Origin of the sequence: Enterobacter sp. EC_64 (assembly GCF_019584165.1) — a bacterium.
GTDB lineage: Bacteria > Pseudomonadota > Gammaproteobacteria > Enterobacterales > Enterobacteriaceae > Enterobacter > Enterobacter roggenkampii.
This window is the reverse complement of sequence record NZ_VDAS01000006.1, coordinates 14,657-30,456: the sequence shown is the minus strand read 5'-3', so window position 1 is coordinate 30,456 and position 15,800 is coordinate 14,657. Positions and strand designations below refer to the sequence as shown.

The following is a 15,800-nucleotide window of genomic DNA, read 5'->3' as shown; positions in this document are numbered from 1 at the left end:
AATGTCGCCTGGTATGCAGGCTACTATGTCGCAGCTTTCTGTATGTCACAACTGGATGAAAAAAGGCGGCTATTATACTGGATATTCCGCCGGACGATAAGAGCGAACCACGGCCAGGCGGTCGTTTGCTGCACTCTTATTGCGCATTCTCACAAAAATTAACAAAATTATGCGACCAATAACAGGCCATCGCGTCGTATGGTGTGTGGAAGTGATTCATTTAACGGGAGTAACGATGTTAACCCTTGATGCCAGCAAAACCGCGCTTGTGGTGATTGATTTACAGGAAGGCATTTTGCCCTTCGCCGGTGGCCCGCATACCGCGGACGATGTGGTCAGCCGCGCCGCCCGCCTGGCGGAAAAATGCCGTGCCAGCGGTGCCCCGGTTGTCATGGTGCGCGTCGGCTGGTCTGCGGATTACGCAGAAGCGTTAAAACAGCCCGTTGATGCGCAGACTCCCGCCCGCGCCCTGCCGGAAAACTGGTGGACGTACCCGGTCTCGCTCGGCAAACGCGACGGCGACATCGTAGTGATCAAACGTCAGTGGGGCGCCTTCTACGGGACCGATCTCGAGCTGCAGCTCCGCCGTCGCGGCATTGACACCATTATCCTGTGCGGCATTTCCACCAACATCGGCGTGGAGTCGACTGCCCGCAACGCGTGGGAGCTGGGCTTTAATCTGGTGATTGCCGAAGATGCGTGTAGCGCGGCCTCGGCGGAACAGCACCAGGGCAGCATGACGCACATCTTCCCGCGCATCGGTCGCGTGCGCAGCACGGACGAGATCCTTAGCGCGTTATGATGTATGTGGGCCTGCCCCAGTGGTCGCACCCGAAATGGGTGCGGCTGGGCATCACCAGCCTTGAGGAGTATGCCCGACACTTCAACTGCGTCGAGGGTAATACCACCCTGTATGCGCTCCCTAAAGCCGAGATTGTTGCGCGCTGGCGGGAGCAAACAACCGACGACTTTCGCTTCTGCTTTAAGTTTCCGGCGACCATTTCTCACCAGGCCGCGCTGCGAAACTGCGGTGAGTTGACCGACGAATTCTTTGGCCGGATGGCGCCTCTGGCAAACCGCATCGGCCAGTACTGGCTGCAGCTTCCGGCCACGTTTGCTCCGCGCGACCTGCCTGCGCTCTGGCAGTTCCTGGATGCCCTGCCCCGGGAATTTACCTACGGCGTGGAGGTTCGACACCAGGACTTCTTTGCGAAAGGCGAAGCGGAAAAAGCGCTCAACCGCGGCCTGCTTGAGCGTTCCGTTAACCGGGTGATCCTCGATAGCCGTCCGGTGCACAGCGCGATACCGCATAACGAGGCCATCGTTGAAGCTCAGCGTAAAAAACCGAAAGTGCCGGTCCACGCCATCGTGACCGCGCAAAACCCAATGGTCAGGTTTATCGGCAGCGATAACATGCCGCAAAACCAGGCGATGTTCGCCGTCTGGCTGGAAAAACTGGCCTCGTGGGAACACACCACCACGCCGTATCTCTTTTTGCACACGCCGGATATTGCCCAGGCCCCCGAACTGGTCGATGCTCTGTGGCAGGCCTTGCAGGCTGCGGTGCCATCCGTGGGCAGCGCCCCTTCCATCCCACAACAATCTTCTCTTTTCTGATATCACCCCCTATCATAGGGAAGTGCCATCTGCCAAAAACAGGGAGTTTGTATGGTCAGCGCGCTGTACGCGGTGTTAGGTGCATTACTGCTGATTAAGTTTTCATTTGACGTTGTGCGCCTCAGAACGCTTTACCGCGTTTCTTACGGTGACGGCGGCTTTTCCGAGCTGCAAAGCGCTATCCGCATTCACGGCAATGCGGTCGAATACATCCCCGCGGCCCTCATCCTGCTGCTGTTTATGGAGATGAATGGCGCAGAAACCTGGATGGTGCACATCTGTGGCCTGCTGCTTATCGCTGGCCGCCTGATGCATTATTACGGCTTTCACCACCGCTTAATCCGCTGGCGTCGTTCCGGCATGAGTGCAACCTGGTGTTCGCTTTTGCTGATGGTGCTGGCTAACCTGTGGTATATGCCGTGGGAGTTGGTTTTCTCCCTCCATTAGCGCACAATACGCCACTTTATTTTTCCCGGATTTTTACGTTATGTCAGATCGCGACACGCTTTTTTCCGCGCCTATCGCCAGCCTGGGCGACTGGACCTTCGATGAACGGGTAGCCGAAGTCTTCCCGGATATGATCCAGCGCTCTGTTCCCGGTTATTCCAATATTATCTCTATGATCGGCATGCTGGCTGAGCGCTTCGTTCAACCCGGCACGCAGGTCTATGACCTGGGCTGCTCGCTCGGCGCGGCAACGCTGTCGGTACGACGTAACGTTCATCATGAAGGCTGCCGAATCATTGCCGTGGATAATTCTCCGGCCATGGTGGAACGCTGCCGTCGCCATATTGACGCCTACAAAGCCCCTGTTCCGGTTGACGTGGTGGAAGGCGATATCCGTGAGATCGAGATCCAAAACGCCTCGATGGTGGTGCTGAATTTCACCCTGCAGTTCCTGGTGCCGGAAGACCGCCAGCTGCTGCTGGACAAAATCTATCAGGGGCTGAATCCTGGCGGCGCGCTGGTGCTCTCGGAGAAATTCAGCTTCGAAGATGCCGAGGTTGGCGAGCTGCTGTTTAATATGCACCACGATTTCAAACGGGCGAACGGCTACAGCGAGCTGGAGATCAGCCAGAAGCGCAGCATGCTCGAAAACGTGATGCTGACGGACTCCGTAGAAACCCATAAGGCGCGCCTGCGTCAGGCCGGATTTGAGCATAGCGAACTGTGGTTCCAGTGCTTCAACTTTGGGTCTCTGGTGGCGCTGAAAGCGGGGAAACCCGCATGATCGAATTCAGCAACTTCTATCAGCTGATTGCCAAAAATCACCTCTCCCACTGGCTGGAGACGCTGCCTGCGCAGATTGCCGCCTGGCAGCGGGATCAGCAGCACGGTCTGTTAAAGCAGTGGTCAAATGCGGTGGAGTTTCTGCCGGAACTGACCCCGCATCGTCTGGATCTCCTGCACAGCGTCACCGCAGAGAGTGAAGAGCCGCTTCCACCAGGGCAGATCAACCGTATCGAAACGCTGATGCGCAACCTGATGCCGTGGCGTAAAGGGCCGTTCTCGCTGTACGGCGTGAACATCAATACCGAATGGCGCTCAGACTGGAAATGGGATCGCGTTCTGCCGCACCTTTCCGACCTGACCGGGCGCACCATTCTGGACGTGGGCTGCGGTAGCGGCTATCACATGTGGCGCATGATTGGCGCGGGCGCGCATCTGGTGGTTGGTATCGACCCGATGCAGCTGTTCCTGTGTCAGTTTGAAGCGGTACGTAAGCTGCTGGGTAACGACCAGCGCGCGCACCTGCTGCCGCTGGGTATTGAGCAACTGCCCGCTCTGAAAGCCTTTGATACGGTGTTCTCCATGGGCGTGCTGTACCACCGTCGTTCCCCGCTGGAGCACCTGTGGCAACTGAAAGATCAGCTGGTCAGCGGCGGCGAGCTGGTGCTGGAAACGCTGGTCATCGAAGGGGATGAACATGCCGTTCTGGTGCCGGGCGATCGCTACGCGCAGATGCGCAACGTTTACTTCATCCCTTCCGCGCTGGCGCTGAAGAACTGGCTGGAGAAATGCGGGTTTGTGGACGTGCGGATTGCCGATGTCAGCGTGACCTCAATCGAAGAGCAGCGCCGCACCGACTGGATGATCACCGAATCGCTGGAGCAGTTCCTCGACCCGGCCGACCACAGCAAAACCATCGAAGGCTATCCGGCCCCGATGCGAGCGGTGTTGATTGCGACGAAGCCGTAGCCTGTTAGCCGGGTGGCGGCTGCGCCTTACCCGGCCTACTCCCGATTTTCCAGGTCCGGTAAGCGAAGCGCTACCGGGCGCAGGAGAAAAAAAGGCCCCTGTGTAATTTGCAGGGGCCTGGTACAAGCAAGCATCATATTGGGCGACATGATGCGCGGTAAAAATCGGTACGTTGCTACACGTGATGGCGCTCAATCAGCGACTTCATTTCCGCAACCGACTCTCCCTCGACACCGTAGCGTGAATACTCATCCGCTTCAGCATCCGTCGACATTGACAATCCTGTATTGCGATAACGCATGGGTGATGGCATCCATTTGCCTGCCGAGCTGTGCAGCTCTTCTACCCCGGCGTTTAAAAACCGGTCCAGATTGCTGGCACGGACTCCCGCACCCGCCATTATTATTGGAACACCGGAATGTGCTTTTAGTTCCGTAATTAATTGCAGTCCTTTTTCAGCGGACGGCTGTTGACCCGATGTCAGAATGCGCGCCACGCCAAGTTCTCCAAGCGTTTCAAAGGCCTGAAGCGGATCTCTACACATATCAAATGCGCGATGAAAAGTGACGGCGAGCCCCTGCGCGGCGCTCATGACCTGACGCATGCGCGGGAGGTCGATATTGCCGTCTTCATCCAGCAGGCCGGTGACCAGCCCGGGGAACCCCAGGTCGCGCACGAGGGCGATATCATCAAGCATGGCACCGAACTCGCCCGCCGTGTAACAAAAATCACCGCCGCGTGGACGAATAATCGGGTGAACGGGAATCGTGACGGCCTGACGGGCAGCCTTCAGCACGCCGTAAGAAGGCGTCAGCCCGCCCTCTTTGGGTGCCGCACACAGTTCAATGCGGTCAGCTCCGTAATTTTGCGCGGTGACGGCACACTCCACGCTGTAACAGCAAATCTCCAGCAGCGCCATGTAATCCTCCTTAAATTCCACCAAACGAACCATCACGACATGCCGTCTGTTTTCAGTCCCGGCGGGAACTCACATCTCTTGCGCCTCACTGGCAACGATTTGCTCAATGGTCCAGGGATGAAACTTCACCGTGACCTTCCCGTCCGTGACGGCCAGCGTCGGATTCGGTAATCGCTCGCGCTCACCTTTGGGTGAACTGGTCTTCACAAAAATCCCTGGCTGGCTTAAGCCTTCGTCAGCTAACAGGGCCAGCGCACGCGCGTTTAATGTCTCCGGCTCGCCCGGCAGGACAATCTCAATGTGCTCCCACCCTTCGTGCGGATAGCGCTTCTCGCCCGGCCACGGCAACTCAACCACGGTGAATTGCCAGTGGGCCACGTTCACCGGCTCACGCAGCCTGAACAGGCAGATGGGGCGACCGTTAATGATATTCTCGGACAGTAACTCGCCGCACTGTTCAAATCCGCGACGCCAGCGTTCTGCGGTGGCATTCTGATGGCAGCGCAAAGAGATGTGATCGGCCTCGAGCGGCGTAATATCCAGGCCGAGACGGGTGGCAAGTTCTGTGAACGCCTGGGTGAAGCGCGGTAAATCTGCGGAAATATCATGCAGTTCGTCAATGGATTGCCAGTTCGCCATAAGTCACTCTCTTTTCGTGTCGCAAAGCCGCTAATTTACTCTGTTGATCTGTTTTGACCAACCGCAGAATCCGGCTTTTTACGACTGCATGTTTATGCACACCTTCTTAGCCTGGATTCTGAGCAATCTTCAGGCCCCGCGATGCTGACGGCAGAAGGCATTTGCAGTATACTCCCGCCCTAAATTCTCTAACTGGCGCGGGTGGTTGTGAGCCCGCATCAAAAAAGTAAGGTATCCAGGTGAATATTCAGGCTCTTCTCTCCGAAAAAGTCAGTCAGGCACTGATTGCCGCAGGCGCGCCTGCGGATTGCGAACCGCAGGTTCGTCAGTCAGCAAAAGTACAGTTTGGCGACTATCAGGCTAATGGCGTGATGGCAGTGGCTAAAAAACTGGGTATGCCGCCGCGACAGCTCGCTGAGCAGGTACTGACGCATCTGGATCTCGCCGGCATTGCCAGCAAAACCGAAATCGCCGGCCCAGGCTTTATCAACATCTTCCTTGAGCCTGCCTTCCTGGCAAGCCACGTTGACGCGGCGCTGAAATCCGATCGTCTGGGTGTTTCCCAGCCGGAAGCGCAGACCGTCGTGATCGACTACTCTGCCCCGAACGTGGCGAAAGAGATGCACGTTGGCCACCTGCGCTCCACCATCATCGGTGATGCCGCGGTGCGTACGCTCGAGTTCCTCGGTCACAAGGTGATCCGCGCGAACCACGTGGGCGACTGGGGTACCCAGTTCGGGATGCTGATTGCTTACCTGGAAAAACAGCAGCAGGAAAACGCGGGCGAAATGGCGCTGGCGGACCTGGAAGGGTTTTATCGCGAAGCCAAAAAGCACTATGACGAAGATGAAGCCTTTGCCGAGCGCGCGCGCAGCTACGTGGTAAAACTGCAGGGCGGCGATCAATACTTCCTCGAGATGTGGCGCAAGCTGGTTGACATCACCATGTCGCAGAACCAGCTTACCTATAACCGTCTGAACGTCACCCTGACCCGTGACGACGTGATGGGTGAAAGCCTGTATAACCCAATGCTGCCCGGCATTGTGGCGGACCTGAAAGCGAAAAACCTGGCGGTGGAGAGCGAAGGCGCAACGGTGGTGTTCCTTGATGAGTACAAAAACAAGGAAGGTGAACCGATGGGCGTGATCATCCAGAAAAAGGATGGCGGCTATCTCTACACCACGACCGACATTGCCTGCGCGAAATACCGTTACGAAACGCTGCACGCCGACCGCGTGCTGTACTACATCGACTCCCGTCAGCACCAGCACCTGATGCAGGCGTGGACCATCGTGCGTAAAGCCGGGTACGTACCGGACAGCGTTCCGCTGGAACACCACATGTTCGGCATGATGCTGGGTAAAGACGGCAAGCCGTTCAAAACCCGTGCGGGCGGGACCGTGAAGCTCTCCGACCTGCTGGACGAAGCGCTGGAACGCGCCCGTCGTCTGGTGGCCGAGAAGAATCCGGACATGCCGGCCGACGAGCTGGAAAAACTGGCGAACGCCGTGGGTATCGGTGCGGTGAAATACGCGGATCTCTCCAAGAACCGTACCACCGACTACATCTTCGACTGGGATAACATGCTGGCGTTTGAGGGCAACACCGCGCCATACATGCAGTACGCTTATACCCGCGTGCTGTCGGTCTTCCGCAAAGCCAATATCGACGAAAGCGTGCTGGCGAATGCCACCGTGACCATCACGGAAGATCGTGAAGCGCAGCTGGCGGCGCGTCTGCTGCAGTTCGAAGAGACGCTAACCGTGGTCGCGCGTGACGGCACGCCGCACGTGATGTGTGCTTACCTGTACGATCTGGCGGGTCTGTTCTCTGGCTTCTACGAGCACTGCCCAATTCTCTCTGCGGAGAATGAATCGGTCCGCAACAGCCGCCTGAAGCTGGCGCAGCTGACGGCGAAGACCCTGAAGCTGGGTCTGGATACTCTGGGTATCGAAACCGTAGAACGTATGTAATACCAAAAACCCGGCAATCGCCGGGTTTTGTTTTTTTGCAGTCCTGACAATTCAACCGTCAGCGGTAGTTCACGATGACAGAATTACTCTGCACCTTCAGCGCCGGGATCAAACGTCCCCCGCCCGGCACTTCCCAGATGAAACGCAAAGGTTCAATAGCCGGCACGCCGTTGAACGCCTGCGTTGTTCCATTTTCGCCGTCGATTTCCGTGCAGCGCGTCTGAGAGCAGAGGCGCACCCGCAGGCCCGCTGGCGTTGGGCCAATCAGCCGGTAGTTCCAGACCACCAGACCCATCAGACCGGAAACCTCTTCAGCAGGCGCCAGCGGGTTAGACGACATGGCAACACCGCGGTTGCTGAGGGTCACCCCCATGCTGCTCGCCTGCCAGGCGCCTCCCCCGGCAGCCTGCGCCGCCAGCGGGAAGAGCAACATCCAAAGCCATTTACGCATTATTTTCCTCCAATCGTCGCGGTCATGCGGATATGACGGTTATCCGACAGCTCCAGATTCGACAGCACGACCAGCTGGCTCAGGCTGCGGCGCAGGAAGCGGGACAGCAGCGGACGCAGCGCGTGGTTCACCAGCAGCACCGGCGGCGCGCCGAGCATCTCCTGACGCGCCAGCGCCTCCTGGGTTTGCGCCAGCAGGCGATCCGCCAGGCCCGGCTCCAGGCCGCCGCCGCCCTGCAGGGCCTGCAGCAGCAGACGCTCAAGCGGCGTATCGAGGCCGATCACCTGCACTTCCCCGGTTCCCGGGAACCACTGCTGGGTAATGGCGCGTCCCAGCGCCACGCGCACCACCGCCGTCAGCTCGTGCGGATCGCTCTGGATTGGCGCGTGCTCTGCCAGCGTTTCCAGAATGGTGCGCATATCGCGGATCGGCACCTTCTCGTCGAGCAGGTTTTGCAGCACCTTATGCAGCGTGGTTAAGGTCAGCACGCCCGGAACCAGATCTTCCGTCAGCTTCGGCATCTCCTGCGTGACGCGGTCCAGAAGCTGCTGCGCTTCCTGACGGCCAAACAGCTCCGCCGAGAATTGCCCAATCAGGTGGTTAAGGTGGGTTGCCACCACGGTACTGGCTTCAACAACCGTGTAACCCTGGATCTGCGCCTGCTCTTTCAGCGCGCTTTCAATCCAGATCGCGGCCAGACCAAAGGCCGGATCGATGGTTTGCTCGCCCGGCAGCGTGCCTGCGGCGGTGCCGGGGTTAATCGCCAGCCAGCGGCCCGGATAGGCATCACCGCTGCCAATTTCAACGCCTTTCATCAGGATGCGATAGCGCGCGGGCGGCAGGTCCATATTGTCGCGGATGTGTACCACCGGCGGCAGGAAGCCCATGTCCTGGGCGAATTTTTTACGGATACTGCGGATACGGCCGAGCAGCTCGCCGTCCTGCTGGAAATCGACCATCGGGATCAGGCGATACCCGACTTCCATTCCCAGAGAATCCTCCAGCTGAACGTCGTTCCAGGTCGCTTCGACGGCCTGATTATTCTCCGGCATTTTGACCGGAACAGGTTCCGCTGCCGGTTTGGTTTCACGGCCACGCATCCACCAGGCAAGGCCCAGCAGCGCCGCCGTAAACAGCAGGAAGACGAGGTTTGGCATACCCGGCACCAGGCCGAGCAACCCGAGCACCGCCGCGGCCAGCAGCATCACGCGCGGGTTACTGAACAGCTGTCCCACCATCTGCTCGCCAACGTCCTGATCGGTGCTCACGCGGGTCACGATGACACCCGCCGCAGTGGAGATCACCAGCGCCGGGATCTGCGCGACCAGACCGTCACCGATGGTCAGCAGCGTATAGCTTTCCGCCGCGTGGCCCATGTCCATCCCGTGCTGCAATACGCCCACCAGCAGGCCGCCGACCACGTTAATCACCATGATCAGAATGCCCGCGATGGCGTCACCACGCACAAACTTACTCGCACCGTCCATGGAGCCGTAGAAGTCCGCCTCCTGCGTCACTTCCGCACGGCGCTTTTTGGCTTCATCTTCGGCGATTAGCCCGGCGTTCAGGTCGGCGTCGATCGCCATCTGCTTGCCCGGCATCCCGTCCAGCACAAAGCGCGCGCCCACTTCCGCAATACGCCCTGCACCCTTGGTGATGACCATAAAGTTGATGATTACGAGGATGACGAACACCACGATACCGATAGCGAAATTACCGCCCACCAGGAAGTGGCCGAACGCTTCCACCACCTTACCTGCCGCTGCCGCCCCGGTGTGGCCTTCCATCAGGATGATACGCGTGGACGCCACGTTCAGCGCCAGTCGCAGCAGGGTGGTAAACAGCAGAATGGTCGGGAACGCGGCGAACTCCAGGGTACGCTGGGTGAACATCGCCACCAGCAGCACCATAATGGACAGCGCGATATTGAAAGTGAAAAGCAGGTCGAGGATGAACGCCGGGAGCGGCAGTACCATCATCGACAGAATTAGCAGGATCAGAATCGGCCCGGCCAGGATCTGCCATTGGGTCGATTTCAGGTTGCCGGGCAGGCGCAACATTGCCACCAGATTAGCCATCAGTGTCCTTCTCGTTCATAAAATCCAGCGCGGCAGGCACCGGAAGGTTCTCAGGTTTCACAGGCCGTTGACCGCCGGCCAGACGCCAGCGCTTCAACTGCCATACCCAGGCCAGCACTTCCGCCACGGCGGCGTAAAGTTGTCCCGGGATCTGTTGTCCAATATCCGCATGGCGGTACAGGGCACGCGCCAGCGGAGGGGCTTCGAGGATCGGCACGCGGTGTTCGGTGCCAATTTCACGGATACGCAGCGCGATCAGCCCCGCCCCTTTCGCCACCACTTTCGGCGCGCTCATTTTGTTTTCGTCATAGCGCAGCGCAACGGAATAGTGTGTCGGGTTGGTAACGATGACGTCGGCCTTTGGCACATCGTCCATCATGCGGCGACGGGCGGCGGCACGCTGCATCTGGCGGATGCGCCCCTTCACGTGCGGGTCACCTTCCATCTGCTTATATTCGTCACGGATATCCTGACGCGACATCCGCAGCTTCTTGAAGTGGGTATAGAGCTGGAAGATCACGTCAAAACCCACCATCGGGATAATGCTGAGCACCACCAGCAGCGCGCAGAGCCCGACCAGATTCAGCGCGTTGCTCATCGCGGTGAGCGGCGACTCGCTGATAAGACGCATCATTTCCGGCCAGTGGTACCAGAGGTAAAACCCCGCGGAGCTGCCCATCAGCACCGATTTGAGAATGGCTTTGAGCAGCTCGGCCCCGGTCTGGGCAGAGAACATTTTCGCAATACCCGGCAGCGGGTTGAGTTTGGAAAATTTCGGCTGCAGCGATTTGGCGCTGAAGACCAGACCGCCGAGCATCACCGGCGAGACCAGCGCGACCAGCACAACCCCGGTAATGAGGGGCAGCAGCGCAACCATGGCCCCTTTAATCAGCTGAATAATCTGGCTGAGGATCAGATTCGGATCGTTGACCATACTGTGGTCAAAACGGAGGCCGGTTGAGAGCATGCCCGCCAGCTTGCGGGCGAGCGACTCCCCGCCCCACCAGATAATGCACACCCCTACGATAAGGATCAGCAGGGAGGTCAATTCTCGGGATCGGGGGATCTGCCCTTCCTCACGCGCCTTTTCTAGTCGGTGGGGTGTGGGGGCTTCCGTTTTGTCGTCGTTCTCTTCTGCCACTGTGCACGCTCAGCCCATTACGTCACGGGTATCATGCCAGCGCAGCGGAAATCCAATGGCGGGAAAAGCCCGTTTATTCGGGCTCTTTTCGGTGATTTTGTCGCAAACCGCCTCAGGGGGCATCCATCCCCTGAGGCGGAATGGACCATCAGAAGCCGAGGCTGTCCAGCAGGTCGTCCACCTGATCCTGGCTTGCCACCACGCCCGCCTTGCTGGCGTCGAGCTGTGGACCATTGAGCAGGCTTTCGTTCTCGCGTTTTGGACGGGCTGCCGGTTCCGGGATGTTCTCCAGCAGCACCATCAGCAGCTGGCGCTCAATCTCCTGGATCACATCCATCATGCGCTTGATCACCTGACCGGTCAGGTCCTGGAAATCCTGCGCCATCATGATGTCCAGCAGCTGGGCATTGGTGAAGCTGGTGTGACCCGGCACATCCCCCAGGAACTGACGGGTATCGGTCACCAGCTCGCGGGCATCCGCCAGCTCGATAGGGTTCTCAAACCACTCGTCCCAGCGTTTGGTCAGCGCTTTCGCACCCTTTTCCATCGCATCCTGGTGCGGTTGTGACGCTTCAACGCTGTTCAGCGCACGTTCCGCGGCCTGAGCGGTCATCTGCACGACGTAGTCCAGGCGATCGCGCGCATCAGGAATCGCTTCCGCCGCTTCGGCAATTGCCTGATCCAGACCCAGCTCACGCAGGCTGTCACGCAACATGCGCGTCAGGCTGCCGATGCGGACGATAATGTCGCTCGGCGAGTGTTCTTCAACGGGTTTCATAGCAGGTTGCATCATAACCAACACCTCACATGCCGAGTTTCTCGAAGATCTTACCGAGCTTCTCTTCCAGGGTCGCCGCCGTGAATGGCTTCACCACGTAGCCGCTTGCGCCCGCCTGTGCAGCGGCAATGATGTTCTCTTTCTTCGCTTCTGCCGTGACCATCAGCACCGGCATGGACGCCATTCCCGCATCAGCACGAATGGTTTTCAGCAGTTCCAGACCGTCCATGTTTGGCATGTTCCAGTCGGAGATCACAAAACCAAACCCGCCCGCCTGCAGTTTGTTCAGCGCATCCACGCCGTCTTCTGCTTCTTCAACGTTATTGAAGCCCAGCTCTTTCAGCAGGTTGCGCACAATGCGACGCATGGTGGAAAAGTCATCCACAACCAAAAACTTAAGCTCTTTATCCGCCATAAAATAATACTCCTGAGTCAAATACGTATTGCCTGTCCGGCACTGATTTTCGCCAGCATCTGCTGGCTTACCTGGCTAAGATCGACCACTTCGCTCACGCCACCCATATTGATGGCCTCGCGCGGCATGCCGAACACCACACAACTTGCTTCATTCTGCGCAATCGTCCAGGCGCCAGCCTGGTGCATTGCAAGCATTCCGGCGGCCCCGTCGTTGCCCATCCCCGTCAGGATCACCCCAACGGCGTTGCGCCCCGCATGTTTCGCCACCGAATGAAACAGCACATCCACCGACGGACGGTGCCGGTTGACCGGCGGTCCGTCATGAATTTTGATTTGATAGTTAGCGCCGCTGCGCGCCAGTTCCATATGCTTGTCGCCCGGCGCGATATAGGCATGTCCCGGGAGCACGCGCTCGCCGTCTTCCGCCTCTTTCACGCTGATCTGGCACAGCTTGTTCAGGCGTTCGGCGAACGAACGGGTAAAGCCTGGCGGCATATGCTGCGTGATCAGAATACCCGGACTTGAGAGCGGCAATGGCTGGAGTACATGACGAATTGCCTCTGTTCCTCCGGTTGACGCCCCAATGACCAGCAGTTTTTCCGAGCTGAGTAAGGGACCGGCCTTAAGGGTCGCAGGCGCGGCCATCGGCGTGTGGGCGGCAAGCTTCGCCCGCGACGCGGTGCGGATCTTCTCGGCGATCATCTCGCTGTACGCCAGCATCCCCTCGCGAATGCCGAGCTGCGGCTTGGTGACAAAATCCACCGCCCCCAGCTCCAGCGCGCGCAGGGTGATTTCCGATCCTTTCCCGGTCAGGGAGGAGACCATCACCACCGGCATGGGCCGCAGCCGCATTAATTTTTCGAGGAAATCTATGCCATCCATGCGCGGCATCTCGACATCCAGCGTTAGCACGTCGGGGTTATATTTTTTAATTAAATCCCGCGCTACGAGCGGATCGGGGGCGGTTGCCACCATCTCCATGTCGCTGTGGCTATTGATAATTTCAGTCATGATCTGACGCATCAGCGCTGAATCATCGACGGACAATACCCTGATTTTACTCATGCTTTTTCCTTACTCAGCGCATATACCGTTTGCCCACGCAGGCTAAACTCACGCACGAGGTTGCTGAAGTTTTCCGAGTGCCCGGCAAACAGTAAACCGTCAGGCTTGAGCAACGGAACAAACCGACGCAAAATGTCCTGTTGCGTCGTTTTATCAAAATAGATCATGACGTTACGGCAAAAAATGGCGTCGAACGGCCCCGGCACGTTGTACTGCTTATCCAGCAGGTTAACGGGCGCGAATTCGACGCAGTTCGCCAGCTCCTGGCGTACGCGTACCAGGCCTTCATGCGGGCCCGTGCCGCGCATGAAATAACGCTGCAGCTGCTGAGGCGACAGCGTTTTCAGTTCATCCTGGCGATAAACGCCGTTACGCGCCTTCTCCAGCACTTCGGTATCGATATCGCTGGCGTAGACCTTCCAGCGTCCCGGCGCCATCCCCAGCGTATCGGCAAGGGTGATCGCCAGCGAGTACGGCTCTTCACCCGTCGAGGCGGCCGCACTCCAGACGCGATACTCCCCGGTGCGACGGCGCGCATGCTCGGCCAGGACCGGGAAGTGATGAGCCTCCCGGAAAAACGCCGTCAGGTTGGTGGTTAACGAGTTAATAAAAGCCTGCCACTCGGCGCTGTTCTGGTTCGCCTCGAGCATGCTCAGATAGCGACCAAAATCATCCAGCCCCAGCGTACGCAAGCGCCGCACCAGACGGTTGTAGACCATGTCCCGCTTATGATCCGCAAGCACGATCCCCGCACGCTGGTAGATTAACTGACATATCCGACGAAAATGCGCGTCGGACAGCGCGAGGCGCTGTGTCATCTGCAACAATAATGACGTTTGCCCAGGGGGCATTGGTGATGTCATAGCGCCTTCTTAATTACATTCAGGATACAACTGGCACGGCCTGCGACCGCCCGACTTCTGTTACTGCTTCAACGTGCTCATTCACATTAAATACCGCGACCAGCCCGGTCAGACGATCCGCCTGGCTGGCCAGCTGATCGGTTGCCGCTGCCGCTTCCTCAACTAACGAGGCGTTCTGTTGCGTCACCTGATCCATCTGGGTGACCGCCTGAGCAACCTGCTCAATCCCGCGACGCTGTTCATCCGACGCCGAGGCAATCTCGCCCATGATGTCGTTCACCCGCGTCACCGAGGTGACGATTTCGTGCATGGTTTGTGCCGCCGTATCCACCAGGGCAGAGCCTTGCTGAACCCGTGACACCGATTCTTCAATAAGCACCTTAATTTCTTTCGCCGCGTTGGCGCTGCGGCTCGCCAGGTTACGCACCTCACCCGCCACCACCGCAAATCCGCGCCCCTGCTCCCCGGCACGCGCCGCTTCAACGGCAGCATTCAGCGCCAGAATGTTGGTCTGGAACGCGATACCGTCAATCACGCTGATGATGTCACCAATTTTCTGTGAACTGGTGGCGATCTCCTGCATGGTGCTGGCGACATGGGACGCCTGGTCGCCGCCCTTCTTCGCCGTCATCGCCGCCTGTTTTGACAGGTCAGATGCCTGACGCGCGTTATCGGCGTTCTGGCAAACCGTCGCGGTCAGCTGCTCCATGCTGGCTGCCGTCTGCGCCAGCGAGGCCGCCTGCTGCTCGGTGCGGGATGAGAGATCGTTGTTACCTGCCGCAATCTCTGAGATCCCGGTGTGCATGGCATAACTGCCCTGACGCACGTCGGATACCGTTTCCCGCAGCGATCCCTGCATCGCCTTCAGGCTGGCAAAGATCGCCGAAATTTCGTTCTTGCCGAACACCGCCACCGGACGCGCCAGGTCGCCTTTCGCAATGCTGTCGAAGTGGCTGCTGATAATCGCCAGCGGCTGCACAATCATTTTGCGTGACCAGAGCAGCGCGGCGCCGGTCAGCAAGCCCGCCAGAATCACCATCACGCCGAAGATGACGCCCGACATGTGATAGCTGGTGCGGCTTGCTTCACCGGCGCGCAGAACAGACTGATTGATATCCTGCTGCCATGCGTCAAAGCTGCCGTCAAACGCCGCCTGCGAGGCCTGAACCGGCGCGGTCATAAAGTCCGACAGCTGGTTGTTCTCAAGCCACGTCGCCTGATGGTCGAGATCGCTGTACCACTGTTCAAAATGGGTCTTCATGGCGGCCTTCAGCGCTTTCTCTTTCTCGCTGCCGGTGGCCTGTGCCGCAAAGGCCTTAAACTGTGCGTCAGCCTGTTTCAGGCTGTCGCGCGCGGTGGCCATCAGCGCCTTAATGTCATCCGGCGGATAACTTAGCGCGGTTAAGGTTCCCGCCTTGTTCAGCGCAGTGCTTGCCTGCAACAGCACGGCACGGGTTTGTGCCAGTGCGGAGCGCTGCTGATTACTCGCCTCAACGTCCTGCAAATTCTGATAGCCATCGCGAAACGCCCAAAAAGACAACCCGTTACTGCCAACCTGCAACACACCGCAAAGGATCAGAATCAAAAACAGTGTGGTCGAGATACGAATACGATTTAACATCCACGCTCCCATCAAGCGGCAAGCAGCCGCGGTTTAATT

Annotated in this window: 16 protein-coding genes; 6 read left to right on the top strand and 10 right to left on the bottom strand. The window is 58.5% G+C overall.

The features are described from left to right. The first annotated feature begins 235 nt into the window (after positions 1-235). From FHC52_RS06340 to cmoB, 5 genes are read left to right on the top strand one after another with little or no spacing between them, the layout of a single operon-like run. The gene (locus FHC52_RS06340) at positions 236-802 is read left to right on the top strand and encodes a hydrolase (protein ID WP_126288311.1); all 567 of its coding nucleotides are present in this window, start codon (positions 236-238) and stop codon (positions 800-802) included. After that, positions 799-1,617: a DUF72 domain-containing protein gene (locus FHC52_RS06335; RefSeq protein ID WP_023293959.1), complete on the top strand. Its 819-nt coding sequence runs from the start codon at positions 799-801 to the stop codon at positions 1,615-1,617. Before FHC52_RS06340 ends, FHC52_RS06335 begins: the two co-directional genes overlap by 4 nt. Before the next feature lie 51 nt (positions 1,618-1,668). Continuing rightward, positions 1,669-2,064 carry an MAPEG family protein gene (locus FHC52_RS06330; RefSeq protein WP_021240443.1) on the top strand — a complete coding sequence of 132 codons (396 nt, stop codon included), beginning with the start codon at positions 1,669-1,671 and terminating at the stop codon, positions 2,062-2,064. A gap of 40 nt (positions 2,065-2,104) precedes the next feature. Beyond that, complete coding sequence (cmoA, locus tag FHC52_RS06325) at positions 2,105-2,848, top strand: carboxy-S-adenosyl-L-methionine synthase CmoA (protein ID WP_023325522.1); 744 nt, start codon at positions 2,105-2,107, stop codon at positions 2,846-2,848. After that, positions 2,845-3,816 (top strand): tRNA 5-methoxyuridine(34)/uridine 5-oxyacetic acid(34) synthase CmoB, encoded by a 972-nt coding sequence (gene cmoB / locus FHC52_RS06320; RefSeq protein ID WP_126288309.1) that lies wholly within the window; start codon positions 2,845-2,847, stop codon positions 3,814-3,816. The genes cmoA and cmoB overlap by 4 nt, the downstream gene beginning before the upstream one ends. Before the next feature lie 175 nt (positions 3,817-3,991). On the opposite strand, the gene cutC is transcribed toward cmoB, so the two are convergent. Then, positions 3,992-4,735 (bottom strand): copper homeostasis protein CutC, encoded by a 744-nt coding sequence (cutC, locus tag FHC52_RS06315; RefSeq protein ID WP_126288307.1) that lies wholly within the window; start codon positions 4,733-4,735, stop codon positions 3,992-3,994. A 69-nt stretch (positions 4,736-4,804) separates the two neighbouring features. Continuing rightward, positions 4,805-5,374 carry a VOC family protein gene (locus tag FHC52_RS06310; RefSeq protein WP_126288304.1) on the bottom strand — a complete coding sequence of 190 codons (570 nt, stop codon included), beginning with the start codon at positions 5,372-5,374 and terminating at the stop codon, positions 4,805-4,807. A 239-nt stretch (positions 5,375-5,613) separates the two neighbouring features. Between FHC52_RS06310 and argS the strand changes: the two genes are divergently transcribed. Next, on the top strand, positions 5,614-7,347 hold the full coding sequence (gene argS, locus FHC52_RS06305) for an arginine--tRNA ligase (RefSeq protein WP_008500436.1): 1,734 nt from the start codon (positions 5,614-5,616) through the stop codon (positions 7,345-7,347). 58 nt (positions 7,348-7,405) lie between these two features. On the opposite strand, the gene FHC52_RS06300 is transcribed toward argS, so the two are convergent. The 8 genes from FHC52_RS06300 to tap form a co-directional block, all read right to left on the bottom strand. After that, positions 7,406-7,798 carry a flagellar protein FlhE gene (locus FHC52_RS06300; protein WP_044596634.1) on the bottom strand — a complete coding sequence of 131 codons (393 nt, stop codon included), beginning with the start codon at positions 7,796-7,798 and terminating at the stop codon, positions 7,406-7,408. Beyond that, positions 7,798-9,876: a flagellar biosynthesis protein FlhA gene (gene flhA, locus FHC52_RS06295; protein ID WP_008500434.1), complete on the bottom strand. Its 2,079-nt coding sequence runs from the start codon at positions 9,874-9,876 to the stop codon at positions 7,798-7,800. The genes FHC52_RS06300 and flhA overlap by 1 nt, the downstream gene beginning before the upstream one ends. Continuing rightward, entirely contained in the window at positions 9,869-11,017 is a 1,149-nt protein-coding gene (gene flhB / locus FHC52_RS06290) for a flagellar biosynthesis protein FlhB (RefSeq protein ID WP_021240449.1), read from the bottom strand. The genes flhA and flhB overlap by 8 nt, the downstream gene beginning before the upstream one ends. A gap of 148 nt (positions 11,018-11,165) precedes the next feature. Beyond that, positions 11,166-11,810 carry a protein phosphatase CheZ gene (gene cheZ / locus FHC52_RS06285; protein ID WP_008500432.1) on the bottom strand — a complete coding sequence of 215 codons (645 nt, stop codon included), beginning with the start codon at positions 11,808-11,810 and terminating at the stop codon, positions 11,166-11,168. 10 nt (positions 11,811-11,820) lie between these two features. Beyond that, on the bottom strand, positions 11,821-12,210 hold the full coding sequence (gene cheY / locus FHC52_RS06280) for a chemotaxis response regulator CheY (RefSeq protein WP_008500431.1): 390 nt from the start codon (positions 12,208-12,210) through the stop codon (positions 11,821-11,823). Between the two features lie 17 nt (positions 12,211-12,227). Further along, positions 12,228-13,277, bottom strand: coding sequence for a chemotaxis response regulator protein-glutamate methylesterase (locus FHC52_RS06275; RefSeq protein ID WP_008500430.1), 1,050 nt, complete (start codon positions 13,275-13,277; stop codon positions 12,228-12,230). Beyond that, the gene (cheR, locus tag FHC52_RS06270; RefSeq protein ID WP_008500429.1) at positions 13,274-14,140 is read right to left on the bottom strand and encodes a protein-glutamate O-methyltransferase CheR; all 867 of its coding nucleotides are present in this window, start codon (positions 14,138-14,140) and stop codon (positions 13,274-13,276) included. The genes FHC52_RS06275 and cheR overlap by 4 nt, the downstream gene beginning before the upstream one ends. A 19-nt stretch (positions 14,141-14,159) precedes the next feature. After that, positions 14,160-15,761 carry a methyl-accepting chemotaxis protein IV gene (gene tap / locus FHC52_RS06265; protein WP_220419978.1) on the bottom strand — a complete coding sequence of 534 codons (1,602 nt, stop codon included), beginning with the start codon at positions 15,759-15,761 and terminating at the stop codon, positions 14,160-14,162. Positions 15,762-15,800 lie beyond the last annotated feature (39 nt).

Bases quoted from the DNA above. Each gene is read 5' to 3' on its own strand.
- FHC52_RS06275 (WP_008500430.1), bottom strand. From the start codon at position 13,277: ATGAGTAAAATCAGGGTATTGTCCGTCGATGATTCAGCGCTGATGCGT.
- cmoB (WP_126288309.1), top strand. From the start codon at position 2,845: ATGATCGAATTCAGCAACTTCTATCAGCTGATTGCCAAAAATCACCTC.
- cheR (WP_008500429.1), bottom strand. From the start codon at position 14,140: ATGACATCACCAATGCCCCCTGGGCAAACGTCATTATTGTTGCAGATG.
- FHC52_RS06335 (WP_023293959.1), top strand. From the start codon at position 799: ATGATGTATGTGGGCCTGCCCCAGTGGTCGCACCCGAAATGGGTGCGG.
- FHC52_RS06310 (WP_126288304.1), bottom strand. From the start codon at position 5,374: ATGGCGAACTGGCAATCCATTGACGAACTGCATGATATTTCCGCAGAT.
- tap (WP_220419978.1), bottom strand. From the start codon at position 15,761: ATGTTAAATCGTATTCGTATCTCGACCACACTGTTTTTGATTCTGATC.
- cmoA (WP_023325522.1), top strand. From the start codon at position 2,105: ATGTCAGATCGCGACACGCTTTTTTCCGCGCCTATCGCCAGCCTGGGC.
- FHC52_RS06330 (WP_021240443.1), top strand. From the start codon at position 1,669: ATGGTCAGCGCGCTGTACGCGGTGTTAGGTGCATTACTGCTGATTAAG.
- FHC52_RS06340 (WP_126288311.1), top strand. From the start codon at position 236: ATGTTAACCCTTGATGCCAGCAAAACCGCGCTTGTGGTGATTGATTTA.
- FHC52_RS06300 (WP_044596634.1), bottom strand. From the start codon at position 7,798: ATGCGTAAATGGCTTTGGATGTTGCTCTTCCCGCTGGCGGCGCAGGCT.
- cutC (WP_126288307.1), bottom strand. From the start codon at position 4,735: ATGGCGCTGCTGGAGATTTGCTGTTACAGCGTGGAGTGTGCCGTCACC.
- flhA (WP_008500434.1), bottom strand. From the start codon at position 9,876: ATGGCTAATCTGGTGGCAATGTTGCGCCTGCCCGGCAACCTGAAATCG.
- cheY (WP_008500431.1), bottom strand. From the start codon at position 12,210: ATGGCGGATAAAGAGCTTAAGTTTTTGGTTGTGGATGACTTTTCCACC.
- cheZ (WP_008500432.1), bottom strand. From the start codon at position 11,810: ATGATGCAACCTGCTATGAAACCCGTTGAAGAACACTCGCCGAGCGAC.